This window comes from Sphingomonas sp. GW822-FHT03G08, from assembly GCF_058801135.1.
This window is the reverse complement of sequence record NZ_JBXAMZ010000001.1, coordinates 303,098-328,943: the sequence shown is the minus strand read 5'-3', so window position 1 is coordinate 328,943 and position 25,846 is coordinate 303,098. Positions and strand designations below refer to the sequence as shown.

Below are 25,846 nucleotides of genomic sequence, written 5' to 3'. Positions count from 1 at the left end.
CAATGGCGAAGATCAAGGTTGCAACGCCCGTCGTGGAGATCGACGGCGACGAAATGACGCGGATCATCTGGGAATGGATCCGTGAGCGCCTGATCAAGCCCTATCTCGACATCGACCTGAAATACTACGATCTCTCGGTCGAGAATCGCGACGCGACCGACGACCAGGTCACGATCGATTCCGCCAAGGCGATCCAGCAGTACGGCGTCGGCGTGAAGTGCGCCACGATCACCCCGGACGAAGCCCGCGTCGAGGAATTCGGCCTCAAGAAGATGTGGAAGTCGCCGAACGGCACGATCCGCAACATCCTGGGCGGCGTCGTGTTCCGCGAGCCGATCGTGATCAAGAACGTTCCCCGGCTGGTTCCGGGCTGGACCGACCCGATCGTCGTCGGCCGCCACGCGTTCGGCGACCAGTATCGCGCGACCGATTTCAAGGTCCCCGGCGCCGGCAAGCTCACGATGAAGTGGGTCGGCACCAATGGCGACGAGCTCGAATATGAAGTGTTCGACTTCCCGAGCGCCGGCGTTGCCATGGGCATGTACAACCTCGACGAGTCGATCCGCGACTTCGCCAAGGCGAGCATGAACTATGCGCTCGACCGCGGCTGGCCGCTGTATCTCTCGACCAAGAACACGATCCTCAAGGCCTATGACGGCCGCTTCAAGGACCTGTTCCAGGAGACCTTCGACGCCGAGTTCGCCGACAAGTTCAAGGCCGCCGGCATCGTCTATGAGCATCGCCTGATCGACGACATGGTCGCCTCGGCGCTCAAGTGGTCGGGCAAGTTCGTCTGGGCCTGCAAGAACTATGACGGCGACGTCCAGTCGGACACCGTCGCGCAGGGCTTCGGTTCGCTCGGCCTGATGACCTCGGTGCTCATGTCGCCGGACGGCAAGACGATCGAGGCGGAAGCCGCCCACGGCACCGTCACCCGCCACTACCGCATGCACCAGCAGGGCAAGGCGACCTCGACCAACCCGATCGCGTCGATCTTCGCCTGGACCCAGGGCCTGTCGTTCCGCGGCAAGTTCGACAACACCCCGGACGTCACCAAGTTCGCCGAGACCCTCGAGGCCGTCTGCATCGAGACCGTCGAGAGCGGCAAGATGACCAAGGATCTCGCGATCCTGATCGGTCCGGACCAGCCCTGGATGACCACCGAGCAGTTCTTCGAGGCGATCCGCGAGAACCTCGAAGCCAAGATGGCCGCCTGGGCCTGATCCTCGGCATCACCGGAAATGCGAAGGGGGAGCGGCGACGCTCCCCCTTTTCTTTTGCCTGCCAGAGATGGTGCCCAAGCGTTGCCTCCCAGAGCCCTACCGCTCCCCGGCGAAAGCCGGGGCCCAGGGTTTCTCTGCCGTCTCGCTCGGTTACCCTGGGCCCCGGCTTTCGCCGGGGAACGGAAAGCTCAGCGCACCACCGGCACCCGGCTGGCTACCACCTGCCGGGCCTTGCGCTCGATCGACCAGAGCGTGCGCGGCTGCACCGGGTCCCAGGTCACCGCCTGGCCATTGGTCGAGATCGGCACCGTCGCCACCCATTCCAGCAGCGTGCCCGCCTCGGGCAGCTTCACCGCATAAAGCTCGGGCCGGTCATGCCCGGTCACATAGAGCAGCCCGTCCTTGCCCCAGGAGCCGCCCGAGCTGCTCATCGGCGCGAGCCGCGCGAGCAGCTCCGGCGGGAAATGCCAGGAGCGGAGCGGCTGGAATTGCGCATCCAGCTCTATCAGCACCGTCCAGCGATGGTCGCGCCCGCCCTCGCCGCCGTGATCGGCCGGATAGTTGGCGAACATCGCCCACCATGTGTCTCCCTTGCGCTCGATCCAGGTGAGCGAGCCCGGGAACGGCGCCAGCGCGACGCTCTTCACATGCTGCATCGTCCGCGTGTCGAAGAACTCGACCGCGCTCGCCATCGGCACGGCGGGATAGTTGGACGCGGCGCACACCAGCATCGCACCGTCGATCACACAGGAGTTCATGTGCGGGTAGAGCCGCTTGTCGCCCTCCCAGCGGGCGATGCGCTTGCCCGTCTTCTTGTCGTACTTGCCGATCAGATTGTTGCTGATCGCATAGAAATGCCGGGCATCGGCGACGACGCCCTGCTTGGCTTCCTCGGCATCCCAGCGCGCGGTGACTTCGGCCGGCGCGAGCACGGGGGCTTCGCGCGCCGGCGGCGATGCGTCCTGGCCGCCGGGTGCGGCGGCCAGGAGCAGGATCGAGGCGATCAGCATCAGAACTTCGCCGACACGCCCATGTAGAACGTCCGCCCATAGCGCTCGTTCTGGATGATCCAGTTGGTGTTGCCACCCTGATACTGGCGGGTCGGCTCGTCGGTCAGGTTCTGCGCCTCGGCGAAGATGCGCACGCCCTTCAGGATCGCGACGCTGGCCTTGGCATCCAGGCGGCGCAGATCGTCATTATACTGGTCGTTGTAGCTGGGATCGCCGACGGCGAGCAGCGCATGGCCGGTATTGTGATAGGCGATCGACGCTTCCACCGGCCCGCGCTGGTAGAACAGCTCGGCGCCGTAGAGGTAGCGCGACTGGCTCGGAAAGGTCGAGGTGCGGCCGTTGGGCAGCCTCAGGTTGGAGTCGGTCAGCGTGCCGGTCAGCTGCACGCCCAGGCCCGACAACAGGCCCGGCAGGAAGGTGAACTGCTGCTGGTACTGCGCCTCGATGCCGATGATGTCGCCGCGATCGGCGTTGAACGGCTGGCTCACACTGATCGTGGGATAGGTCACGCCCAGGATCGTCGCGTTTGTCAGCACCGTGGCCTTGCTGAAGATCGGGTTCTTGATGAACTTGGCGAAGGCGCCGACGCTGAACAGGCCGCCCGGCGCGAAATACCACTCGGCCGTCGCGTCGAGATTGTCTGCGCGATAGGGCTTCAGGTCCGGATTGCCGAAAGAGGCGCTGTTGTCGGTGCCGAGCGCACTGATCGACCCGCCGGGGTTGAGGCTCGAATATTCCGGCCGGCCAAGGCTGCGCGAATAGGCCAGGCGGACGATCACCTGGTCCGACGGCGCGATCTTGACGATCAGCGACGGCAGGAAGTCGTCATAGCTGTTGCTGACCGTCACCGGCACGATCGCGGTGCCGCCACGCAGCGCATTGCCGCGATCGTCCAGGCTGGTGCGCTCGTAGCGCACGCCCGGCGTCACGGTGACCGCGCCGAACGTCAGATTGGCCATCACATAGCCGGCCCACACCTTCTCCTTCAGGCGGAAGTCGGACAGGCTGTTGTTGGCGAGCGTGGTCGCGGCGTCGAGCGGCATCAGCGCGTCGCCCAGGTGCTGGGCCGTGAACGCCTGCAGCGCCGGGATGTTGAAGGTCGGGCCGTTGCTGAAGCAGCGGCCGGTGTTGTCGGGATATACGCACACCGCCGCACCGCCCAGGCTGTACTGGCCCAGCGTCCAGCGGTTCGCCGTTGCCGAAGCACGCACCCAGGTCGGGGTGTCCTGGTCGAACTTGCGGTCGGTATTGCGGTACTTCGCGCCGAACTTGATGAAGCCGATGTCGCGCACATCGATCGTGCCGTCGACCTTGCCCTGCCAGATCGTCTCGTCGTTGAGCTGGTGCGAATATTGATACTGGCGGAACTGCAGCTGGTTCGCGGCGCACTCGGCATCGGGCTTTGCCACGTACAGCGGCTCGCTGAAGTCGAAGGTGACGCGGCCCGGGTTGCAGCGGAACTGCCAGATCGGGAACTGGTCGAGCGTCTGATTGCGGCTGTAGCCGCCCTCATAAGCCAGCTTGAAGCCGCCGAAATCGGTCGTGCCGCCGACCATGCCGCTGGCCAGCCACTTGGCCTTGTAGTCGAGGCGGAGGTCCTCGCGGCGCTCCGGACCCGAACCAGGCGTGCCGGTGGCGCTGCTCGCCACGCCGTTGGTGAAGCCGGTCAGGCCGTCGGGATTGACGGTGAAGGCCGTGGTCGTGAAGTCCAGACGGTAGCGCGGACGGATCTCGTCCTCGGTGAACTTCGAATAGAAGCCGCGGACATAGAAGGTCTGGCGATCACTGGGATGCCAGTCGAACGATCCGGTGCCGCCCAGGCGGCGGCGGGCCAGCGAATATTCGGTGTACTTGATGTTGTCGGGCGTGCCGCCGCGCGCGAACCGCGCATCGGGCTTCCAGTTGTCCGGGTAGAAGCCTTCGCTGTTGAAGTCGCGATAGGAATAGCTGACGCCCAGCACTAGGCCGAACTGCTCGTCGGCGCCGAAGCGCGCCGCGAGGCTGGCGTCGCCCTGCACCGGCACCTTCTTGTTCAGCTCCTGATAGCCGGCTTTGGCGCTGGCCGAGAAGGCGAAGGCCTCCTTGAAGTCGAACGCGGTCTGCGAGACCAGGTTGATCGCGCCGCCGATGCCCTGGCCGTCCATGTCGGCGGTCTTGACCTTGGCGACCTCGACCCGGTTGAGCAGCTGGCCCGAGACGATGTCGAGTGGCAGCGAACGGGTGGTGCCGTCGGGGTTGCCGATCTCCATGCCGTTCAGCGTGTAGCCGTTCAGGTTCGACGGCACGCCGCGGATCGCGACATAGCGGCCCTCGCCCTGGTCATAGGTGACGCCCACCGCCGGAAGGTGCTCGACGACTTCGGAGACGTTGCGGTCCGGCAGGCGGCCCATCTCGTCGGCGGCGGCGACGTCGAGGATGCCGATCGCGTCGCGCTTGGCCTCGATCGCGCGCTTCTGGCTGGCGCGCTGGCCGGTGACGACGATCTCTTCCCCGTCACTTCCCTCGCTCACCGCGCTCACCGCGCTCTGCGCGTGCGCCGCGTTGGCGATGGTGAAGGAAAGCAGCGAAATGCCGAGCATTCCCAGCGTGCGTACCGTATGCATTTTGTCGATCCCCAATCCTTGGCAGGCGCCAGGCGGCGCGCGCAGCGGGGGCTTCGCAGTTGCAGCATGCCCCCGCCGCGCCCATCGGGGACGGCGATGACGATGGCGTTGCGGAAACACGACAGTTCCGCGACGCAGCAATAGTTTATGCGGGGGTGACATTGCCCATTGCGCATGGCGGCGCGGGACCGGAAAAGAGTTCCGGGCACATATCGGTTTCGAAAAGGGGGACAGGGCTTGAACTTCGCAATGGCACGCATCGCAAGGTTTCGCGCGTGAACCTCGGCAATAGCGGCCTTTCCGACGCGCTCGTCATCCTCGGTGCCGCCGGGCTGGTGATCCCCGCCTTCGCGCGCTTCCGGATAAGCCCGGTGATCGGCTTCATCCTGGTCGGCGCGCTGGTCGGCCCGTTCGGCCTCGGCAGCCTCGTGCCCCGCTACCCCTGGCTCTACCACATCACCATCTCGGACGCGCATTCGATCGAGCCGTTCGCCGAGTTCGGTATCATCCTGCTGCTGTTCTCGATCGGCCTCGAGCTGTCGTTCAAGCGCCTCTGGTCGATGCGCACCCTGGTGTTCGGCGTCGGCGCGGCGGAGCTGCTCGGCGCCGGCCTGATCCTCGCCGCCGTGCTCTACCTCACCGGCCTCAGCACGGGCGGGGCGATCGGCCTCGGCCTGGCGCTCGCGCTCTCCTCCACCGCGATCGTGCTGCCGATCGCCGGCACCACCAGCGCGGTCGGCCGCTCGGCCTTCGCCATGCTGCTGTTCGAGGACCTCGCGCTCGTCCCGATCATCTTCCTGCTCGGCGCGCTGGCCCCGGCGGCCGGCGGCGAGGACGGCTGGATCAAGCTCGGCCAGACGCTCGGATTCGGCATCGTCACCGTCGCGATCCTGTTCGTCGGCGGCCGCATCCTCCTGCCCCGCATGTTCGCCCAGGCCGCGCGCACCAAGAGCCCCGAGCTCTTCCTCGCCGCCAGCCTGCTCGTCGTCATCGCCGCCAGCCTCGCGACCAGCGCGGCCGGCCTCTCGCCGATCGTCGGCGCGCTGATCGCCGGCCTGCTCATCGCCGAGACCGAATATCACGGCGAAGTCGAAGCGATCACCGCACCGTTCAAGGGTCTCGCCCTCGGTGTGTTCCTGATCACCGTCGGCATGCGGCTCGACCTCAGCTTCATCGTCCACAACTGGGCGCCCCTGCTCGGCGCCTCGCTGGTCGTGATGCTGGTCAAGGCCGCGGTCACCACCGGCCTGCTCAAGCTTTCCGGCGCGCGCACCGGCACCGCGACCGAGGCCGGCGTGCTGATGGCCAGCCCGTCCGAGACCACGCTGATCGTGCTCGGCGTCGCCGGCGCGGCAGGGCTGATCAGCCCGAGCACCGGCGCCTTCTGGACCACCGTCACCGCGATCGGCCTCACCGCCACCCCGGTGCTCGCCAAGGCCGGGCGGATGATCGCCCAGCTGATCGAGCGCACCAAGGGCGAAGAGGCGCCGGACGCCGACCTCGCCCATGTCCAGGCCGGCACGGTGGTTATCGGCTTCGGCCGCGTCGGCCGCACGGTGGCGGACATGCTGCGCCGCCACGGCCTGCCCTATATCGGCGTCGACGCCGACATCGACAACGTCAACGCCGCCCGCCGCGGCGGCTACAACGTCCTGTTCGGCGACGTCACCCGCTCGGAGCTGGTCGACAAGCTCAACCTCGGCCATGCCAAGGCGCTGGTGCTGACAATGGACGATCCCGTCCTCACCGTCCGCCTCACCCGCCGGGTGCGCGGCTGGGTGCCGGGCCTGCCAATCATCGCCCGCGCCCGCGACACCGCGCACGCCGCCGAGCTCTACCGCGCCGGCGCCAGCGAAGCGGTGCCCGAGGCGCTCGAAAGCTCGCTCCAGCTCTCCGAAGTGGTACTGGTCGATCTCGGCATGGCCGTCGGCCCGGTGATCGCCTCGATCCATGAGAAGCGCGACGAGATGCGCAAGAAGATCAAGGACGTTGCCGGGCTCGACCGCGAACCGCGCTTCCGCCGCGTGAAGCTCGACCGGAACGGGGCCGACGAGGACGCCGACGCGCCGGCCTGATCGGCGGGCACCGTCTCGAAATGCGCATTTCCGGACAGACTCCGCTTGCCCGCCGCGCGGCCCCGGCGCATCTCATGGGCTACATCCTGTTCGGGAGTTTCGATGATGTTGACCAGCCTGCTTCTCCTCGCCGCCGCTGCCGCCGGAGGGCAGGCCGACGATCCGGTCGCTCCCGCCCGGGCGGGCAAGACGCAGTGCGTCGTGCCGGATCAGGCGAAGAAGACGTGCGTCGGCACGACGAGCTACAAGATCAGCGGAAACAGCTATGAGGCGACCACGCGGCTGTTCCTCGCGCCCACGCCGCTGATCACCATGGAGATCCGCACCCGGGGCACGGTCAGCGACGGCCAGCTCTGCGAGACGATCAAGCTGGCCGATTTCCAGGCCGGCACCGTCTACATGAACGGCAAGCCTGCCGAGGACGCCACCGCCAACGCCGTGAAGAGCCAGCTCACCGCCGCAGTCGCGCCGCTCGACGGCAAGAACACCTGCACCACGATCAAGCCGGCCGAGAACGGCCTGCTCCTCAACGAGCTCAGCGTCGATGGCGCGGTGCGCCCCGATCTCAGCCAGAAATTCGTCTGGGTGAGCGACAAGGACGGCTACAAGCTGGGGAACTGACGATGATCGCCACTCTGCTCCTCCTCGCCACCGCGGCGCCGCAGCCGGCGCCTGCCCCCGATCTGCTCGACCCGGCCCGGACCGGCAAGATCCGCTGCGTCAGCCCGGATACCCGGCAGCGCACCTGCACCACCATGGTCCGCTACACCGTCCATGAGAACGGGACCTTCGACGCGACCGTCACCGGCGTGGTCTCCACCGAACCGACTATCCTGCTCGAATATCATATGTCGGGCCAGATCGAGGACGGCGCCGCCTGCTCCACCGTCCGCCCGATCGACTTCAGCTCAGGCAAGCTCACCAAGGACGGCGCCCCGCTCGCGACCGCGGTCGAGACTTCGGTCCGCCAACGCCTGATGCTCGCGCTCCAGCCGCTCGCCGGCAGGAAGCGCTGCTACCGCGACAAGGCGGACGGCGAAGGCATTATCTCGGACGTGACGATCGACGGCCTGGTCCGCCGCGACATGACCCAGCGCGCGCTCTGGGTCTCGCCGGAGGACGGCTGGGCGCCGGGGATGTGATCTCTAAAACTCCTCCCCGTTCCGGGAGGGGGACCACCGCGCAGCGATGGTGGAGGGGTTGCGCCAGAAGCGCGATCAGCGGGTTTGGAAGCACCGCTCAAATAGCCGCTCCCCGGCGAAAGCCGGGGCCCAGGGTTTCTCTGCTGTGTCGCTCTGTTACCCTGGGCCCCGGCTTTCGCCGGGGAGCAGTGGGATCAATCGCCCCTCCCCCAGCAAGCTGGAGGAGGAACTGGGAAGCTCAAACCCCCGCCAGCGCCTCGGCCAGCGCAGCCTTCACCGCCTCGAGCGCCTCGGCACCCTTGTCGCCATCCGGGCCGCCGCCCTGGGCCATGTCGGGACGGCCGCCGCCGCCCTGCCCGCCCAGCACCGCCACGGCGACCTTGACCAGGTCCACCGCGCTCGCCGCCACACCGGCAGTCACGCCGACCGCGACCGAGGCCCGGCCGTCATTCACGGCAACCAGCGCCACCACGCCCGAACCAACCCGCTGCTTGGCCTCATCGACCGCGCCGCGCAGTTCCTTGGGCTCGAGCCCGTCGATCACCTGGCCGATGAAGTTGATGCCCGCGACCTGCTCCGGCCCAGCCGCCTGCGCGGCACCGCCGCCGCCCAGCGCCAGTGCCTTCTTGGCCTCGGCCAGCTCGCGCTCGAGCTTGCGGCGCTCCTCGACCAGCGCAGCCACACGGCCCACAACTTCATCCGGCGACGTCTTGAGCGCCGCCGCCGCCTCGCGCAGCTGCGCGTCGCGGCCGTTGAGCCACAGCCGCGCGCCTTCGCCGGTCAGCGCCTCGATCCGGCGCACGCCGCTCGACACGGCGCTTTCCGAGACGATCTTGAAGATCGCGATGTCGCCGGTGGCGTTCACGTGCGTGCCGCCGCACAGCTCGACCGAATAGGACGCATCTTCGCCCAGCCCCATCGACAGCACGCGAACTTCGTCGCCGTACTTCTCGCCGAACAGCGCCATCGCGCCGGCGGCGATCGCGTCGTCCGGAGTCATCAGCCGGGTCTCGACCGCGCCGTTGTGGCGGATCTGCGCGTTCACATCGGCTTCGATGTCCGCGATCTCCTCGGCCGACAGCGCCGAGGGGTGCGAGAAGTCGAAGCGCAGGCGATCGGGCGCCACCAGGCTGCCCTTCTGCGTCACATGCCCGCCCAGCCGCTTGCGCAGCGCCGCGTGCAGCAGGTGCGTCGCCGAGTGGTTCGCGCGAACCCGATCGCGATGATCGGCATCGACGGTGAGCTGCACCGCGTCGCCGACCGCGACTTCGCCGGTTTCGATCTTGGCGTGGTGCGCGTGCAGGCGCCCGAGCGGCTTGGAGGTGTCGTTCACCGCCGCGCTCAGCTTGTCGTTCGAGATCACGCCGACATCGCCCATCTGGCCGCCGCTCTCGGCGTAGAAGGGGGTCTGGTTGGTCAGGATCGTCACGCTGTCGCCGGCAACTGCCTTGTCGACCTTGGCGCCGTCCTTGACGATCGCCACCACCTGGCCTTCGCCCTGGGTGCCGGCATAGCCGGTGAACTCGGTGCCGCCCAGCTCGTCGGCCAGGTCGTACCACAGCTCTTCCGAAGCCTTTTCGCCCGAGCCCTTCCAGGCCGCGCGCGCTGCGGCCTTCTGCGCGGCCATCGCGGTGTCGAAGCCGGCGCGATCGACGTTGATCTCCTGCGCGCGCAGGGCGTCCTCGGTCAGGTCATAGGGGAAGCCGAACGTGTCGTAGAGCTTGAACGCGGTCTCGCCGGGCAGCGTGTCGCCCGCCGCCATGCCGACAGTCGCCTCGTCGAGCAGCCGCAGGCCATTGGCCAGCGTCTGGCGGAAGCGCGTCTCTTCCTGCAGCAGCGTCGCTTCGATCAGCGGCTGCGCGCGGACCAGCTCGGGGAACGCGGCGCCCATCTCGGCGACCAGCGACGGCACCATGCGGTGCATCAGCGGATCCTTGGCGCCGAGCAGGTGCGCGTGGCGCATCGCGCGGCGCATGATGCGGCGGAGCACATAGCCGCGGCCTTCATTGGCCGGCAGCACGCCGTCGGCGACGAGGAAGCCGGCCGAGCGCAGGTGATCGGCGATCACGCGGTGGCTCGCCTGGTTCTCGCCGGTGGTCGAGGCGCCGGTCAGCGCGCCCGAGGCGGCGATCAGCGCCTTGAACGTGTCGGTATCGTAATTGTCATGGACGCCCTGCAGCACCGCCGCGACGCGCTCCAGGCCCATGCCGGTATCGATCGAGGGACGCGGCAGGTCGCCGATGATCTCGTCATTCTCCTGCAGGAACTGCATGAAGACGAGGTTCCAGATCTCGACGAAGCGGTCGCCATCCTCTTCCGGCGATCCCGGCGGGCCGCCCCAGATATGGTCGCCATGGTCGTAGAAGATCTCCGAGCACGGCCCGCACGGACCGTCCGAGCCCATCGCCCAGAAATTGTCCTTGGTCGGGATGCGGATGATCCGCTCCTCGGGGAGCCCCGCGATCTTCTTCCACAGCTCGAACGCCTGGTCGTCGGTGTGATAGACGGTGGCGGTCAGCTTCGACGCCGGGATGCCCCATTCCTTGGTCAGCAGCGTCCACGCATGCGTGATCGCCTGCTCCTTGAAATAGTCGCCGAACGAGAAGTTGCCGAGCATCTCGAAGAAGGTGTGGTGGCGCGCGGTATAGCCGACATTGTCCAGGTCGTTATGCTTGCCGCCGGCGCGGACGCACTTCTGCGAGCTGGTCGCGGTCGAGTAAGGGCGATTCTCCAGGCCGGTGAACACGTTCTTGAACGGCACCATGCCCGCGTTCACGAACATCAGGGTCGGGTCGTTGTGCGGCACCAGCGGAGCGCTGGGAACGCGGGCATGTCCCTGGCCCTCGAAATAGTCGAGGAACGAACGGCGGATATCGTTGGTCGAAGTCATAAGCCGCCGACTTAGTTGCGGACAGGCTTTCGCTCAAGCGAAACACTTCGATCAGGGTAAAAGGTCCGCTATCTCACCGATTTGTTGCGGGCGCCGGCGCGCAGGCCTTGCAGGATATGGTGGCCGTCACTGCCCCTGAACGGCACGAGATTGGCGATTCCCATCCCCGCCGAGAGCAAGGCGAGCGCGCCGAGCAGCGCGCCGGCCAGAGTCGCGCTGCCGATCAGGGTGGCGCCGGTGCCGGCCAGCAGCGCGAGCAGCAGGTTCGCGATCGGCCCGGCGGCGGCGATCATCATGTGCTTGCGGCGCGCATCGATCCGGTCGAGCACATAGGACACATAGCCGCCCAGGTCGCCCATTCCCGCCCGCCATTTCAGCCGCAGCCGGCGCTGCCGCATGCTGTATTCGAAGGGCAGCACCACGATCGAACGGATATCGGCGCCCAGCCGGTGCGCCGCGGCGGCATGGCCCAGCTCGTGCACCAGCACCGCGATGAAGCAGAGCAGCGCGTCGACGATCAACCGCGCGGGCAGTCCGCCATCGCCCCGGAAATGCTCGCTCAGCACCCCCATCACGCCAAAGGCGGTGAGGAAGAAGATCACTATCGCCAGCGCCCGCATCGTCCCGTCCCCTGCTGCAGGTACCCTGTCAGCACCGGCCCGGATTGCAATGTAGGATTTCACCTGCTTCGCTCGCGCCGCCGGGTTTCATTCCCGCCGCTCTTTGATCCGTAGGAAGGAGAACAGGTTCTCGCCGGCGCGGGAAACTCAGCCCATCGGCGCGTCGATCGAGCGGGGCGGCTCGCTGAACCATTTCGGCCCGTTCTCGGTCATGTGGAAGCAGTCTTCCAGCCGCACGCCGAAGCTGCCCGGGATGTAGATGCCCGGCTCGTTCGAGAAGCACATGCCCGGCGCCAGCTTCGTCGCCTCGCCGCGTACCAGGTTGACCGGCTCGTGCCCGTCCAGGCCGATGCCGTGGCCGGTGCGATGCGACAGGCCCGGCAGCTTGTAGTCCGGTCCCCAGCCGAGCGAGGCATAGTAGCGGCGCACCGCGTCATCGACGCTGCCTGCGGTCGCGCCGAGCCTGGCGGCGGCAAAGGCGGTCTGCTGGCCCTTGGCGACCTGGTCCCAGACCTTGCGCTGCTCGGCATTGGCGCTGCCATGCACCCAGGTACGCGACACGTCGGACTGGTAGCCCTGCACCGTGCACCCGCAGTCCATCAGGATGATTCGGCCATCGGCAACCGGCGACGGGGTCTTGGTGCCGTGCGGATAGGCCGCGCCCTCGCCGACCAGCACCATGCTGAACTCGGGGCTGCCGCCCAGCTTCTTCGTGGCGGCGTCCATCAGCGCGGAGACGTCGCGCTGGCTCATCCCCTTCTCGACGCGCGGCTGGACCCAGCGATAGGCGGCGATGGTCACGTCGGTCGCGAGCTGCATCAGTGCGATTTCCGGGGCCGTCTTGATCATCCGGCAGCCCCGAACCACGGGATTGGCGGAGACCACTTCGAATCCCTCCTTCTGCAGCCCCCCGACTGCAAAATATCGAACGGTTTCCTCGATGCCGACGGGCAGATGCGCGAGCTTGCGGTCCTTCAGGAACACGGCAACGGTCTTGAGTGGGTCCTCATCCTCGTTCCACACCCGCACCTCGGCCGGGATCGCCAGCCCCTCGCGGGTGCGTGCCTCCTCGAAGAATGGGGTGACGATGCACGGCTCGCCCTCGGACGGCAGCACGACCGCGGTCAGCCGCTCGCTCCGCCCCCAGCGCAACCCGGTGAAATAGACCAGCGACGATCCGCCCTCGATCAGCACCGCGCCGATGCCGTTCGCCTGCATCAGCTTCTGCGCCCGGGCAAGCCGCGCGGCGCGCTCTTCATTGCCGATCGGCACCGCCCCCTTGGTGATGTCCTGCAGCGCCGAAAGGTCCGGCTCGGCGGCACGCAGCACGCCCGGCAGGGCCAGCAAAGGCGCGGCGGCGGCGGCGCGGACGAGGGTACGGCGGTCGAGGCGCATCGGCATTCTCCGGACAGGACGGCGCATGCGATAGGGCCGCTTCCAAGGTCGCTGCAATACCCCCTGTGCATAGGGCAGCGCGCATCGGCTGGCCGCGCAGGGCTTGACCCGGGGCCCGCAATCCCCTTTGCCTGCGCCAAAGGATTTTAGGGGGACCCTGTTTTGGGCAAGCGACTTACCTGGTTCATTCTGGCAGCACTGCTGCTCGGCGGCATATTGGGCTATGTGCTCAACATCTCGCTCTCGGGCACGCCGGAAGGGGCGAAGGCGATCGAGAACTGGGCATATGGGCTCGACATTCCGACCCAGATGTTCCTCCACCTCATCAAGATGATCATCGCGCCACTGGTGGTTTCCACCCTGGTGGTGGGCATCGCGCATATGGGCGGCGGCGGCGCCATCGGCCGCGTCGGTCTGAAAGCATTCTTCTGGTTCGTCTGCGCCAGCCTCGTCTCGCTCACCCTCGGCCTGATCTTCGTCAACCTGCTCCAGCCCGGCGTCGGCCTCAACCTGCCGATCCCGGCGGCCTCGACGTCCAGCGGCGTCGATCGCTCGAGCTTCGATGTCGCCAAATTCTTCATCCACATCATCCCCACCAGCGGGATCGATGCGATGGCAAGCAACGACATCCTCCAGCTCGTGATCTTCTCGCTGTTCTTCGGCGTCGGCCTCGCGGCGATCGGCGAAAAGGGCGAGCCGCTGGTCAAGGGCCTCGAAGCGCTCGTCCAGGTGATGCTCACCGTCACCGGCTATGTCATGCTGTTCGCTCCGGTCGCGGTGTTCTGCGCGGTGGCCAAGGCGCTGGCGACCAAGGGCATCGGCGTGGTGGGCGACCTCGCCTTCTTCATGGGCAGCTTCTACCTCGGCCTGTTTGCGCTCTGGGCGGTGCTGCTCGGCGCCTGCTTCCTGATCGTCGGCCCGCGTACCGGCACGCTGCTGCGCTATCTGCGCGACCCGATCCTGCTCGGCTTCTCCACCGCTTCGTCGGAAGCCGCCTATCCGCGCACGCTCGACGCGCTCGACCGGTTCGGCGTGCCCCCGCGCATCGCCAGCTTCGTGCTGCCGCTCGGCTATTCGTTCAATCTCGACGGCTCGATGATGTACATGACGTTCGCGTCGATCTTCATCGCCCAGGCGTACGGTATCCACCTCGACTGGATGACGATGATCCAGATGCTGCTGATCCTCATGGTCACCAGCAAGGGCATCGCCGGCGTGCCGCGCGCCAGCCTGGTCGTCATCACCGGCACGCTCAGCCACTTCAACATCCCCGAGGCCGGCATCCTGCTGATCCTCGCCGTCGATCATTTCCTCGACATGGGCCGCACCGCGACCAACGTGATCGGCAATGCCGTCGCCAGCGTCGTCGTCGCCCGCTGGGAAGGCAAGCTCGACGCGCCGGGCGATCCCGAGCCGGCTGTCCTGCCGATGCACGGCACCACCACCAAGACCGACAGCTTCGAGGATTATGGCCAGTCCTGATCCCGCGGCAGTGCCCGGCGCGGACCTGCCCGTCCGCGTCGCGGCACTCTACCAGTTCACGCGCTTTCCCGATGTCGAGAGCCTGAAGGCTCCGCTCCTCGCCTTGTGCGAGGGGCTGGGCATCAAGGGCACGCTGCTGCTCGCCAATGAAGGGCTGAACGGCACCATTGCCGGCAGCGACGACGCGATCGCGCAACTGCTCGACCATGTCCGCGCCCTGCCCGGCTGCGCTGGGCTCGACGTGAAATATTCGCGCGCCGCGGCGATGCCGTTCGACCGGATGAAGGTCCGGCTCAAGCGCGAGATCGTGACGATGGGCGAGCCGGACATCGATCCGCTCACCGATGTCGGCCATTATGTCGCGCCCGCGGAGTGGAACGCGCTGATCGACGCGCCGGACACCATCGTGATCGATACGCGCAACGCCTATGAAGTCGCGCTAGGAACGTTCGAGGGCGCGATCGATCCGGAGACGCGCAGCTTCCGCGAGTTCCCCGGGTGGTTCCGCAAGTTCCGCGCCGCGCGCGAGGCGGACGGTCCGATGCCGCGCGTCGCGATGTTCTGCACCGGCGGCATACGCTGCGAGAAGTCGACCGCCTTCCTCAAGGCGGAGGGCATCGACGAGGTCTATCACCTCAAGGGCGGTATCCTGGCCTATCTGGAGCAGGTCCCACCCGAGCAGAGCCGCTGGCAGGGCGAGTGCTTCGTGTTCGACCAGCGCATCACCGTCGATCATGCGCTGCAGCCGCGCAACCGCAGCCTCTGCCCACGCTGCCAGGGCCTCATCGCCAGTGAGGATGCGCCCTGCCCTGCCTGTGACGATCTGGCCTTCCGGGATCACGCATAGGCATAGGGCCCGCCGGCGGTCAGCGCCGCCTGATAGGCCGGGCGGGCGTGAATCTTCGCGATCCAGCCAGCGATGTGCGGGCGGCCTTCGGTGGCATTGGCACGGCTGACCGCGGCTTCCAGCGGGAAGCTCATCATCACGTCCGCAGCGGTGAATTCGGCCCCGGCGAACCAGGGCCGCGCGCCCAGCTCGCCCTCGACATAGTCGAGATGGACGTCGATCATCGGCTGGAACTTCTTCTGCGCCATCTTGCCGAACAGCGGCACCCGGCTCAGCACCAGCTTGGTGAAGAGCGGGGGCATGAGCGAGCCCTCGGCATAGTGCAGGAAATGCCGCCAGCGCAGCGCGTCTTCGCGGTGTCCCGGCGCGCCCAGCTTCCCATCGCCCAGCGCGACCAGATATTCGACGATCGCCCCGGTCTCCGCAATCGCCTGCCCGCCATGTTCGATCACCGGCGACTTGCCGAGCGGGTGCACGTGCCTGAGCTCGGGCGGCGCCAGCATCGTCGCCTTGTTCCGCTCGTAGCGCCGCACCTCATAGGGCAGGCCGAGTTCCTCAAGCAGCCAGAGCACGCGCTGCGAACGGGAATTCTCGAGATGGTGGACGATTACGGTCATGCAGCTTCCCCTGGACGGCGCGGGCGTTGCCGGGCCGAGATCGACTTGACGATGGTCCGCCCGCCCTGTGGCGGCAAGAGGCGCTTCGCGCGATCGAGCGCTGCGTCGATCAACGCGATCACCGCCGGTTCGTCGAGCAGCGCCACGTCCTTGAGGCAGACATAGCGTCCCACCTTGCCTTCGCCCTGCAACAACCCTTCCGGATCGGGCAGGCCGACGCCTGGGAGGAAATAGAGCAGGATGTTTCGGGGATAGATGGCGAGGCTGAACACGGCCTCGGACGTCTTCTCGCCAGGGCCGTAGCCGATCGCCAGCGCGTTGTAATTATCGTAGACGAGTTCGGTGGCGCCGGGCAGCCGGCTCCGCAACACCGTCCGGGCGGCGCGAACACGGTCGGCAATCTCCGATGTGAAGCGATCGATGAAGACCTCCACCTGGGCCGCAGTCGCCGCGGAATCCCCAGGATCGGCGGGTGTCATGCCCCACCCCCGACTGCTTCGAACTGGAGCGCGCGCTTCGCCGGATCGGCATCGACCAGCTTCACCTGCAACGCGGTGCCGGGCGCCGCGCCGGGCGCATCGATCCGGGTGACCACCGGCAGGTCGGAGAGCTGCATCCGCGCGCCGCGCATGTCGACATCGGTGACAACGGCGGCAAAGGTCTCCCCTTCGCGGCCATCAAGGATCACGGCTTCGGCAAGGTCGATCACCGCGCGGTCGATCTGGCCGCCCAGGGCATCGGCCCGGCCCATCACCTTGGGCAGACGTGCAAAGGCGTCGCTGACGGCCCCGGGCACCGGCTGGCCGTTCATCACCGCGAGCGTGGCACGGATCACATAGCGATCGGCGAGCCGGCGAAGCGGCGCGGTGGCATGAACATAGGGCGCGGCGACCGCGGCATGCCACGGCGCCGCTTCGGCGCTCCATGGCGCATAGCTCGCGCCCTGCCCTGCCCGGCGGATCGCAAGCATCAGCGCCGCCTGATGCGGATCGGCCGCATCCAGACCGTCGCGGAAGCGCTCGAGCGGCAGAGCCTCGGGCCATGCGATGCCGAACGCCCGGGCGCTGTTGCGCAGCCTGGCGACCGCCGCGGCATCGGGCTCGGCCATTACCCGGAACAGGCCCGTGTGATGGGCCTGCAGCACCTCCGCGATCGCGAGGTTCGCCGCGAGGGACAAGGCAGCATTCTGGTCCTCGGACGGATGCCGCGCGCGGAAGGCCAGCGCATAGCCGCCATTAGAGCGGCGGGCGACTTCCTGCTCCGGCGGATCGACCCGCGACGCACCGCGTGCGGCTTCGGCCAGCGCGATACGGCGTGCCAGTTCGGCGAACTGGGGTGGTAGCTCGCTGTCAGCCACTGTTTCATAGGCGAGCTTGGCGCGGCTGCGGACCAGCGCGCGCTCTGCTTCCTCGAGCTTCACCGCACCATCGGGAGCGACGCGGACGGTGAAGATCACGGCGGGACGGGGGCCATCGGGGAGGAGGCTGGCCGCGCCTTCGCTCAGCACCGGCGGATAGAGGCTGGCCTTGCCGTCGGGCAAGTAGAGCGTCGTGCCCCGGCGCCAGGCCTCGGCGTCGACCGGATCACCGTCCGTGACGAACCAGGCCACGTCGGCGATGGCGTAGCGCAGCAGCAGGTCATTGCCGCTGGTCTCGATCGCCAGTGCCTGGTCGAGGTCGGTGGCGCTGGCGGGATCCAGGGTGACGAAGGGAATATCGGTTCGGTCGACATGCTCGCCTGGTATCCGCCTGGCGGCGATTTCGGCGGCTTCGAGTACCGGCTGCGGAAAGGCAGGCGGAACCTGATACTGGCTGCGAATCGCGGCAAGGCCATGGGCCAGCACGCAATCGGGATCGAGAACGGCCTTCATGCCCGCACCTTAGCGCGCCCGGCGCCGGTGCACAGTTCTCAAAATTCGCCGCTCGGCGCGACAGGCGAGGGATTCGAACCGCCCTCCCCGGAAACGGGAAAGACCCGGCGCGGGGCAACGCGCCGGGTCTTCCGATGGGGCTGAGCCCGTGACCGCTGCCACACGCGTCGCACGCGGGCGCGGCCTGATATTCCATTATAGATCGTCGTCGCCGTCCTCGGCGTCGGGACCCGCCATAAGTCCCTCGGCAACCTTCTCGGTGCGCGCGCGGATCGCCTTTTCGAGACGCTCGCGCAGCTCGGGATTGTCGCGCAGGAAGTTCTTCGAATTCTCGCGGCCCTGGCCGATCCGGACGCTGTCGTACGAGAACCAGGCGCCCGACTTCTCGACCAGCCCGGCCTTGACGCCGAGATCGAGGATCTCGCCGATCTTCGAGATGCCCTCGCCATACATGATGTCGAACTCGACCTGCTTGAACGGCGGCGCCACCTTGTTCTTCACCACCTTCACACGGGTGGTGTTGCCGATGATGTCCTCGCGGTCCTTGATCTGGCCGGTGCGGCGGATGTCGAGGCGGACCGAGGCGTAGAACTTGAGCGCATTGCCGCCGGTCGTCGTCTCCGGATTGCCGTACATCACGCCGATCTTCATGCGCAGCTGGTTGATGAAGATCACCATGCAGCGCGAGCGGCTGATCGAGCCGGTGAGCTTGCGCAGCGACTGCGACATCAGGCGGGCCTGGAGGCCGACATGGCTGTCGCCCATCTCGCCCTCGATCTCGGCGCGCGGCACCAGCGCGGCGACCGAATCGACCACCAGCACGTCGATCGCGTTCGACCGGACAAGCGTGTCGACGATCTCGAGCGCCTGCTCGCCGGTATCCGGCTGCGAGACGATCAGCTCATCGATGTTCACGCCGAGCTTCTTGGCATAGACCGGATCGAGCGCGTGCTCCGCGTCGACGAACGCGGCGACGCCGCCGGTCTTCTGCGCCTCGGCGATCACATGGAGCGCCAGCGTGGTCTTGCCCGAGCTTTCCGGCCCATAGACTTCGATCACGCGGCCGCGCGGTAGGCCGCCGACGCCGAGCGCGATGTCGAGCCCGAGCGAGCCGGTCGAGATCGCCTCGACCTGCATCGCCTCCTTGGAGCCGAGCTTCATTGCCGAGCCCTTGCCGAAGGCGCGGTCGATCTGCGCCATTGCGGCGTCGAGCGCCTTCTGCTTGTCCGAAGAAATCGCCATGTTGCCGTCAATCACCTTGAGCGAAGCTGCCATTGGAAGTCCCCGTCGCTAGAAGGTTTAGCACGCTGCATCAACCTGTGTTGGAACGCCGTGTATCGCCTTTGTTCCGCAAGAACAAGAGCGGAACGAAATTTTTGTTCCATAATCGTTCCACCTGGCCGGCAACGAGGCCGCGCCGGGCTTTCCCTGCCCCCTTCGCTTCAATAGGCTGGGCCCCGAATACAGGGGGAATGCAATGCGCGTGGCGACCGGAACGCTGTTCGGCAGGAAATCGCTCACGCTTGTCGAAGCGGGCGAGCCCGGCGCCGACCCCTGGCATTTCCTGGCATTCGAGGATGTCGAGGCACGCGAAATCATCCGGTTGGATGCGCGCTACCTGCTCGTGATCGGCTGCCGCGCCGCGCCCGAAGTGGATCCGGTCGCCCTGTTCGACCTGGTGGAACGGCGGCGCGTCTTCGAGATTCGCAGAAAGCGGCTTTCCTCGAATCGCTGGTGTTATTCGCCGGCGCGCCGCGCGTTCTTCTTCGCCCAGCATGACAAGGACTGGCGCTTCGACACCCTTTACGAGCGAGCGATCGACGGGGAGATCGATCAGCAACATCGTATCGACGGCTTCCGGATCAGCGAGTTCGAGGCCCGCGAAGACGGTACCATCGCGTGCGTGGAACAGGGCCTGCACGAGGACCGGATAGCGATCCTCGATCCCGCGACCGGCGAAGTGCGAATGACCCATCTCCCGCACCCGCCGCATGGGAGCCAGCCCGAAACGCGCCTGCGCTGGCTGAGCCCCGACGGGTGCTGGGCGCTGCGCAACCATCTCGACACCCTGCCCCGCGCCAGCGGGCGCACCGGCCTGCTTGCGCGTTTCCTGCGCAGCGCCCCCGCGGACAAGGCGCGCCACCCGGACCTGAGCGATGGCGAGCAGCGCTTCGGGATCGCGCTGGACCTGGTCCCGCTCGATCCCGAGGGAGCGAAGCTCACCATCGTCATCCGCTACATGTCGCTCGCCGAGTTCAGGGGACTGCCCAGTTTTGGCGAAGTGCTGGATGCGCTGGCCAGCAGCGGCGAGCCCCTGCTTCCGCTGCGCGAAGGCAGCGAGGAGCCGATAGAAGACAAGCTGTTGCTGCACCTGCTGCACCATCTGAATGGCCTGGCATGGGACGCGGACAGCAAGGGGTTCACGGTGTTCTTCGCCGACCTGCAGCGCCATGTGACGATCGACGGCGAGATCGGACCGCTCGAGCCGGTCACCAACTGGCGCGAGCGGGACAAGCTGCCATCGCTGTCAGCCGACGTTGCGCGCGAGACAGCCAAGCCCATCTTGCGCGGCCGATCGAGCCAGCAGGTGGCGCTGGCCGACCTGAGCGGCGGTGCCATCGCGGCCGCGCTGGACGAAATGCGCCAGCGGATCGAGACGCAGGGGCCGGAGGCGCTGGCCTTCGCCGGGGTGCTTGCCTTCCGGTTCAAGACGAGTGGCAAATCGATCGCCGAGAAGGCGCTGTTCCAGGCGGTGCGCGACCTGCCCGCCGACGAGCAGGCGGCGCTGCTGCCGCCCTTGCGGGCCTTGCTGGCCAGCTATGGCAGGACGGCGGGCTCGTCCTGGCTCTCCTCGGGCAGTTCCGACACTGCCCCCGGCGCGCTTGCCGAAGCCGCGCTGGCACTGGCCGAGCTGGACGAAAATGCCTTCCTGTATCTGCGCGAATGGATCGCCGCGCTCGATCAGGAACATGACCAGATCGCCTCGGAAAAGCTGTTTCCGATCATCGCGCGGCGCACGCGCTTTGCGACGCCCGAGGCGCTGCGCTTCGGCCTGTGGTTCTTCCTCCAGCAATGGCAGACGGTTTCCTATCAGGACCACTGGCTGGGCCTGTTCGCGGCGGCGCCCAGCGTGATCGAGCCCGCGCCCTTTGCCCGGATGGCGCTGGAGGAAAGCCGCGTGGTGGTGGCTGCCAGCGAGGGCGCCAGCAGCCTTGAAAGCGGCCTAGTCAATCTGTGCGAGGAGATGCCGGACGATTTCTGGGGCAAGGCCGCCACGCGCGAGCTGGAGCGGCTGTTCGGCGAGGCGATTGCGATGGAAGCGGACAGTCGTTAGCCCGGCGCAATGACCCGCATCGTCGGCCATGTCAGCGCGCTCAACCGCTATCCGGTCAAGTCGATGGCCGGCGAGCGGCTGACCACGGCCGAGCTCGACTGGCAGGGGATCGAGGGCGACCGGCAATATGCCTTCGTCCGCGCCGCCAACGGCACGCGCTTCCCCTGGCTGACCGCGCGCGAAGTGCCGGCGATGGTGCTGCACCGGGCGCAGTTCGAGGAGCCGGCACGGCCCAAGACCAGCGCGGTGACGGTGGAGACACCGGATGGCGCGAGCCTTTCGCTCCACGACCCGCTGCTCAAGGCGCATCTCGAAGCCGCCGCCGGCGAGCCCGCCGCGCTGATCCAGGTGGCGCGCGGCATCTATGATTCGATGCCGGTATCGATCCAGACCAGCGCCGGCCATGCCGCGCTCGAAGCCGCCCATGGCAGCGCGCTGGCCATGGACCGGTTCCGGATCAACGTGATCCTGGAGAGCGAAATGCCCGCCAGCGCATGGCAGGGCAAGCGGCTGGCGTTCGGCAATGACGAGGACGGCGCGGCGGTGCAGTGCGCCGATCCGATCCAGCGCTGCGTGATCGTGACGATCGATCCCGAGACGGGCGCCAAGGAACCGCGGGTGCTGCGCACGGTCGCCCGGGATTTCGGGGCTTGTTACGGGATATATGCGGGACCGGCGCGGCCGGGGGTGATCCGGGTTGGGGATGTTGTGCGGGTGGTGGATTAGGGCCGTGAACGCATGGACGGCTGCTTTCAGCGCAAGGGCTTAACGGCAGACATTGGGTGGGAAGCGGACGTTGCGTTGCCGGGGAATTGTCGGCAGTTTCATCGGATGGGGAAGCTACTATCAGTTGTGGAAGATGTGTTCCAGATTTCCGGCCGAGGCTCTGTAGTCGTGGTGCCGGGCATTCCCCGCGAGGGCGACTGGCATGTTAAAACTGGAGACCCGCTGACACTTAAGCTCCCGGACGGGACTGAGGCGTCAACGGTAGTGCGTGGGATCGAAATGGCGTCTCCGCCTCACCCCCGCTTTATTCCGATCCTGCTCGGTCTGGGACTGACCAAAAATGACGTTCCAATCGGGACAGAAATCTGGATCAATTGAACTTCCGCAAGTGGGGCGTGAGCAGCCCGATCGCTTTTGGATCGGCCCAAGCACCGTTGGGCGGCTGAGAACGGGTGGTTAGCTGCCGCTCGGCTTACCACTAATAAAATTCTTCGAAGGTCCGAACTTCGCCTGTTTCGCCGTTGACGATCAAAATCTGTGGTCCGTCAACCAGTCCACCTTCTGGCGAAAAGCGATCAACGATTACTGTCCAGTTTGCCGGGTCAACAGGGTGGCGCTGCGCCTCCGCAACTTCGAAGCGCCAGCCTTTCAGATCCTGTCGGGAAAGATAGATTTCCGCCAGCGACATCGCTTCCGGCATGCTGACTTTTGGTTTTCGGCGCTTGAACAATGGGGTCACGAGGACAATTCTACCACCTGACGCAACGTCCGCAACTGGGGCGTTAGCCGACAGTCTGCTTTCATGAGGCTACCGCCCGGTTTGCGGCATGCCCCGTGCGTATCGGCATTCTCGGCGACGGTGGTTGGTTCGATGGTTCGCCGGCGGAAGCCGGGGGCGTGGGTTACAAGCGATCCGGCAGGGAAACCCTGGGCCCCGGCGTTCGCCGGGGAGCCGGATGAGAGCGGCGCTTCCCCCATGTCGTCATCGCGGGGGACGCCGGGATCTCAGGCGAGGGTATGGGAAAGAGACGCATGCCCGTATCCGGGAGCGGATTTACCGAATGCCGGCAATCTCTGCGGTTCCCCGGCGAAGGCCGGGGTCCAGTTGCGATGTCGTTCGCGAGGTTTACCCGGCTCACCTGCTGCGCCGAGACTGGGCCCCGGCCTTCGCCGGGGATCAGGGGAGGAAGCTCAGTCCGCCGCGACGAGGCTGTCGAGGACCTTCTCGACGCTGTCCATGGTGAACGGCTTGGAGAGCACCGGACGGTTGCGATAGTCCTCGCGGATCATGTCCCCTGCCCCGCCGGTGGCGAGCACGAAGGGGATGCCGCGCGCGGCGAGCGCGTCGGCGATCGGCCAGCTGGTCTCGCCGCCGCGCAGGTTGACGTCCATGATCGCGGCGTCGATTCCGCCGGCCTCGACCAGCGCCAGCCCGGAGGCGACGCTGTCCGCCGTACCCGCGACGACGCGATCAAGCGCGTCGAGGAAATCCTCGAGCATCATCGCGATGAGCGGCTCGTCTTCGACGATCAATACTTTCTGGGGCCCCGACATATGCGCGTTCAATCGCAAAAAAGTTCCGGGCCGCCAAGAGCTTATTTCGGGCCAAGCACATCGCGGGCGGCTTCGGCAAGTTGCTGGACCGAAAAGGGTTTCGGCAGGAATGCAACTTGCTCCAGATCAATCGACTTGCGGAGCTGTTCTTCGGCATAGCCCGACATGAACAGGATCGGCAGGTCCGGATATTTGGCGCGGATGCGGCGCGCCATGCTCGGCCCGTCCATCACCGGCATGACCACGTCGGAGATCAGCAGGTCCGGCCGGTCGATCGTCTCGATCAGCTCGAGCGCGGCCTCGCCATTGTCGGCGGTGACCACGGTATAGCCCTGGCGGGTGAGCGCGCGCTCGGCGATGGCGCGGACCATGTCCTCGTCCTCGACGACCAGGATCGTGCCGGTGCCCCAGGTGTCGGCGGGCTTTTCCTTGATGCCCGGCACCAGCGCGGTCACCGGCGCCTCGGTCGCGGCATGGACCGGGAGGTAGATGGTGAACTCGGCGCCGCCGTGGCGGCCATTGTCGGCGAAGATGAAGCCGCCCGACTGCTTGATGATGCCGTAGACGGTGGAGAGGCCGAGGCCGGTGCCCTTGCCGACTTCCTTGGTGGTGAAGAAGGGCTCCCAGATCTTGGCGAGGATCTCGGGCGGGATGCCGGTGCCGGTGTCGGAGACGCGCACGGCGGTATAGTCGCCGACGGGCAGGACATCGTCGTCCATCTGGCGGACTTCGGATGCGGGCACCGCCATCGTCTCGATGGTGAGCGTGCCGCCGCCATTGGGGCTCTTCGAGAGCATCGCGTCGCGGGCATTGACCGCGAGGTTGACCACGACCTGCTCGAGCTGGCCGGGATCGGCGCGGACCGGGCCGAGGTTGCGGCCGTGCTTGACCTCGAGGCGGACCGTCTCGCCGAGCAGGCGCTTGAGGAGGTTGGAGACTTCCGAGATCACGTCGGGCAGCTGGAGCAGCTGCGGGCGCAGCGTCTGCTGGCGCGAGAAGGCGAGCAGCTGGCGGGTCAGCGAGGCGGCGCGGTTGGAATTGGCGCGGATCTGCTGGATGTCGTCATAGTCGCTGTCGCCGGGCGAATGGCGCATCAGCATCAGGTCGCAATGCCCGATGATCGCGGTGAGGATGTTGTTGAAGTCGTGCGCGACACCGCCGGCGAGCTGGCCGACCGCCTGCATCTTGGTCGCCTGGGCGACCTGGCGCTTGAGCTTGGACTCCTCGCCCGAATCCTTGAGGCTGATCAGGACCGCGGCGTCGCCGAGGCCGCGCGCGCCGGCGATGCCGATCGAGACGGGCTCCTCGGGCGCGTCGGCCATGCGGACGGTCATCTCGGCCGATTGCGGCGCGCCGCCGGCGAAGCGGCGGACCGCGTCGGCGAGGGCGGACTTGTCCTCGCGGACGACCAGATCGCCCGGGTAGAGCGGCGGGGCGGCGGCGTTGACCCGGGTGGCGCGGACGAACGCGTCGTTCATGCTGACGAAGCGGCCGTCGCGGTCGACCAGCGCGAGGCCGAGCGGCAGCAGCGCGATCAGCGAGCGGACATGCGCGCCGGCGCTGGCGCCGATCGCGGGCGTCGGCGCATGGCCCTGCTCCTCCTCGTCGAGCAGGGCGACGAGCAAGGGCGCATCCTCGCCGTCGAGGAACGGGATCTGCAGGACGCGGAGCGGATTGCCCTCCAGCCCCTCGCGCTCGAAGCGGACCAGGCCGAGGCTGTCGGTGATCAGGAAGCGGGCGAAGTCCCTGCCCTCCACCGCCGCTTCGCCGCTGCCCATGGCGCGCAGGCGGAACACGCGGTTGGCGGCGCGGACCCGCCCCTCGGGCGAGACCATCGCGGTCATGATGCCGGAGGATCCGAGCCGGTCGCCGGTATGGCCGTCGATCAGCGCCCGGACCTGGCTGGCGAGGTCGAGCGCCTGGACGCCGATGAAGCGCCAGACCAGCGACTCGTCGCCGACACGCTGGACGCGGACGGAGACGGGGGCGCCGAACACCTGGATGCCGTCCTCGCGCGCCTCGCCATCGCGCCAGGCGGTGCGGGCGGCGGTGCCGAGCGCGGCGACGGCGGCGTCGCTGATCGGCAGATTGGGCGGGGTCGGCCAGCCGGCAAACAGCGCCTCGAACCGGTTGTTGGCGCAGACCAGGCGGCCGGCGCGGTCGGTGACCGCAAGCGCATCGTCGCTGGCGGCGGCGAGCGCCTGGGCGACCGACCAGTCGACCGGCTGCTCGGCGGCGGTGTCGCTATGGAAGAGCCTGCGCGCGCCGAGCAGGACGCCGGCGGCAAGTACGCCCGCCGCGACGAAACCCACCGCGACGGCGCGGTCGTTCAGCGTCAGCAGGATCACCGCGCCCGCGAGGATGCCGGCCAGGATCGCGCCGGCATAGGGCAGCCAGCGGCGGGACGGCGATACGGGGGTGTGAACGGGCAGCGTGGCCATGCGCCCGTGTGAGGCGG

At 67.3% G+C, this 25,846-nt stretch carries 20 protein-coding genes; 8 read left to right on the top strand and 12 right to left on the bottom strand.

Annotated elements, in window-relative coordinates:
* The first annotated feature begins 2 nt into the window (after positions 1–2).
* Positions 3–1,223: an NADP-dependent isocitrate dehydrogenase gene (locus AC1RJ5_RS01235; protein WP_184165813.1), complete on the top strand. Its 1,221-nt coding sequence runs from the start codon at positions 3–5 to the stop codon at positions 1,221–1,223.
* A 188-nt stretch (positions 1,224–1,411) separates the two neighbouring features.
* Here AC1RJ5_RS01235 and AC1RJ5_RS01230 read toward each other — a convergent pair whose 3' ends face one another.
* Positions 1,412–2,233, bottom strand: coding sequence for a hypothetical protein (locus AC1RJ5_RS01230; protein WP_493111276.1), 822 nt, complete (start codon positions 2,231–2,233; stop codon positions 1,412–1,414).
* The gene (locus tag AC1RJ5_RS01225; RefSeq protein WP_493111274.1) at positions 2,233–4,836 is read right to left on the bottom strand and encodes a TonB-dependent receptor; all 2,604 of its coding nucleotides are present in this window, start codon (positions 4,834–4,836) and stop codon (positions 2,233–2,235) included. The genes AC1RJ5_RS01230 and AC1RJ5_RS01225 overlap by 1 nt, the downstream gene beginning before the upstream one ends.
* Before the next feature lie 275 nt (positions 4,837–5,111).
* On the opposite strand from AC1RJ5_RS01225, the gene AC1RJ5_RS01220 reads away from it, so the two are divergent.
* From AC1RJ5_RS01220 to AC1RJ5_RS01210, 3 genes are all read left to right on the top strand, one after another.
* Positions 5,112–6,911 (top strand): cation:proton antiporter domain-containing protein, encoded by a 1,800-nt coding sequence (locus AC1RJ5_RS01220; RefSeq protein WP_269575448.1) that lies wholly within the window; start codon positions 5,112–5,114, stop codon positions 6,909–6,911.
* Positions 6,912–7,013: 102 nt separating this feature from the next.
* Positions 7,014–7,532 (top strand): hypothetical protein, encoded by a 519-nt coding sequence (locus AC1RJ5_RS01215; protein WP_269575449.1) that lies wholly within the window; start codon positions 7,014–7,016, stop codon positions 7,530–7,532.
* 2 nt (positions 7,533–7,534) lie between these two features.
* Positions 7,535–8,053, top strand: coding sequence for a hypothetical protein (locus AC1RJ5_RS01210; RefSeq protein ID WP_493111271.1), 519 nt, complete (start codon positions 7,535–7,537; stop codon positions 8,051–8,053).
* A 238-nt stretch (positions 8,054–8,291) separates the two neighbouring features.
* On the opposite strand, the gene alaS is transcribed toward AC1RJ5_RS01210, so the two are convergent.
* The 3 genes from alaS to AC1RJ5_RS01195 form a co-directional block, all read right to left on the bottom strand.
* On the bottom strand, positions 8,292–10,943 hold the full coding sequence (gene alaS / locus AC1RJ5_RS01205) for an alanine--tRNA ligase (protein WP_493111269.1): 2,652 nt from the start codon (positions 10,941–10,943) through the stop codon (positions 8,292–8,294).
* 68 nt (positions 10,944–11,011) lie between these two features.
* A complete protein-coding gene (locus tag AC1RJ5_RS01200; protein WP_493111267.1) occupies positions 11,012–11,563 on the bottom strand; it encodes a site-2 protease family protein in 552 nt (183 codons plus the stop codon).
* Positions 11,564–11,710: 147 nt separating this feature from the next.
* Entirely contained in the window at positions 11,711–12,964 is a 1,254-nt protein-coding gene (locus tag AC1RJ5_RS01195) for a M24 family metallopeptidase (protein ID WP_493111265.1), read from the bottom strand.
* A 156-nt stretch (positions 12,965–13,120) separates the two neighbouring features.
* On the opposite strand from AC1RJ5_RS01195, the gene AC1RJ5_RS01190 reads away from it, so the two are divergent.
* The gene (locus tag AC1RJ5_RS01190; RefSeq protein WP_269575454.1) at positions 13,121–14,440 is read left to right on the top strand and encodes a dicarboxylate/amino acid:cation symporter; all 1,320 of its coding nucleotides are present in this window, start codon (positions 13,121–13,123) and stop codon (positions 14,438–14,440) included.
* A complete protein-coding gene (gene trhO, locus AC1RJ5_RS01185; protein WP_342250625.1) occupies positions 14,427–15,287 on the top strand; it encodes an oxygen-dependent tRNA uridine(34) hydroxylase TrhO in 861 nt (286 codons plus the stop codon). Before AC1RJ5_RS01190 ends, trhO begins: the two co-directional genes overlap by 14 nt.
* Here trhO and AC1RJ5_RS01180 read toward each other — a convergent pair.
* The 4 genes from AC1RJ5_RS01180 to recA form a co-directional block, all read right to left on the bottom strand.
* Positions 15,278–15,904, bottom strand: coding sequence for a glutathione S-transferase family protein (locus AC1RJ5_RS01180; protein ID WP_342250624.1), 627 nt, complete (start codon positions 15,902–15,904; stop codon positions 15,278–15,280). The two genes, trhO and AC1RJ5_RS01180, sit on opposite strands and share 10 nt — an antisense overlap.
* Positions 15,901–16,383 carry a DUF1801 domain-containing protein gene (locus tag AC1RJ5_RS01175; RefSeq protein WP_342250623.1) on the bottom strand — a complete coding sequence of 161 codons (483 nt, stop codon included), beginning with the start codon at positions 16,381–16,383 and terminating at the stop codon, positions 15,901–15,903. The genes AC1RJ5_RS01180 and AC1RJ5_RS01175 overlap by 4 nt, the downstream gene beginning before the upstream one ends.
* The gene (locus tag AC1RJ5_RS01170) at positions 16,380–17,774 is read right to left on the bottom strand and encodes an RNB domain-containing ribonuclease (RefSeq protein WP_493111261.1); all 1,395 of its coding nucleotides are present in this window, start codon (positions 17,772–17,774) and stop codon (positions 16,380–16,382) included. The genes AC1RJ5_RS01175 and AC1RJ5_RS01170 overlap by 4 nt, the downstream gene beginning before the upstream one ends.
* 195 nt (positions 17,775–17,969) lie before the next feature.
* On the bottom strand, positions 17,970–19,049 hold the full coding sequence (gene recA, locus AC1RJ5_RS01165; RefSeq protein WP_269575459.1) for a recombinase RecA: 1,080 nt from the start codon (positions 19,047–19,049) through the stop codon (positions 17,970–17,972).
* Between the two features lie 202 nt (positions 19,050–19,251).
* Between recA and AC1RJ5_RS01160 the strand changes: the two genes are divergently transcribed.
* Positions 19,252–21,108, top strand: a complete 1,857-nt coding sequence (locus AC1RJ5_RS01160; protein ID WP_493111258.1) for a hypothetical protein — start codon at positions 19,252–19,254, stop codon at positions 21,106–21,108.
* 9 nt (positions 21,109–21,117) lie between these two features.
* Positions 21,118–21,834 (top strand): MOSC domain-containing protein, encoded by a 717-nt coding sequence (locus AC1RJ5_RS01155; protein WP_493111256.1) that lies wholly within the window; start codon positions 21,118–21,120, stop codon positions 21,832–21,834.
* A gap of 478 nt (positions 21,835–22,312) precedes the next feature.
* Here the strand turns inward: AC1RJ5_RS01155 and AC1RJ5_RS01150 are convergent, their stop codons facing one another.
* The 3 genes from AC1RJ5_RS01150 to AC1RJ5_RS01140 form a co-directional block, all read right to left on the bottom strand.
* Positions 22,313–22,573, bottom strand: coding sequence for a hypothetical protein (locus AC1RJ5_RS01150; RefSeq protein ID WP_493111254.1), 261 nt, complete (start codon positions 22,571–22,573; stop codon positions 22,313–22,315).
* A 452-nt stretch (positions 22,574–23,025) separates the two neighbouring features.
* The gene (locus tag AC1RJ5_RS01145) at positions 23,026–23,388 is read right to left on the bottom strand and encodes a response regulator (RefSeq protein WP_184165754.1); all 363 of its coding nucleotides are present in this window, start codon (positions 23,386–23,388) and stop codon (positions 23,026–23,028) included.
* A gap of 41 nt (positions 23,389–23,429) precedes the next feature.
* Entirely contained in the window at positions 23,430–25,829 is a 2,400-nt protein-coding gene (locus AC1RJ5_RS01140; RefSeq protein ID WP_269575465.1) for a hybrid sensor histidine kinase/response regulator, read from the bottom strand.
* Positions 25,830–25,846 lie beyond the last annotated feature (17 nt).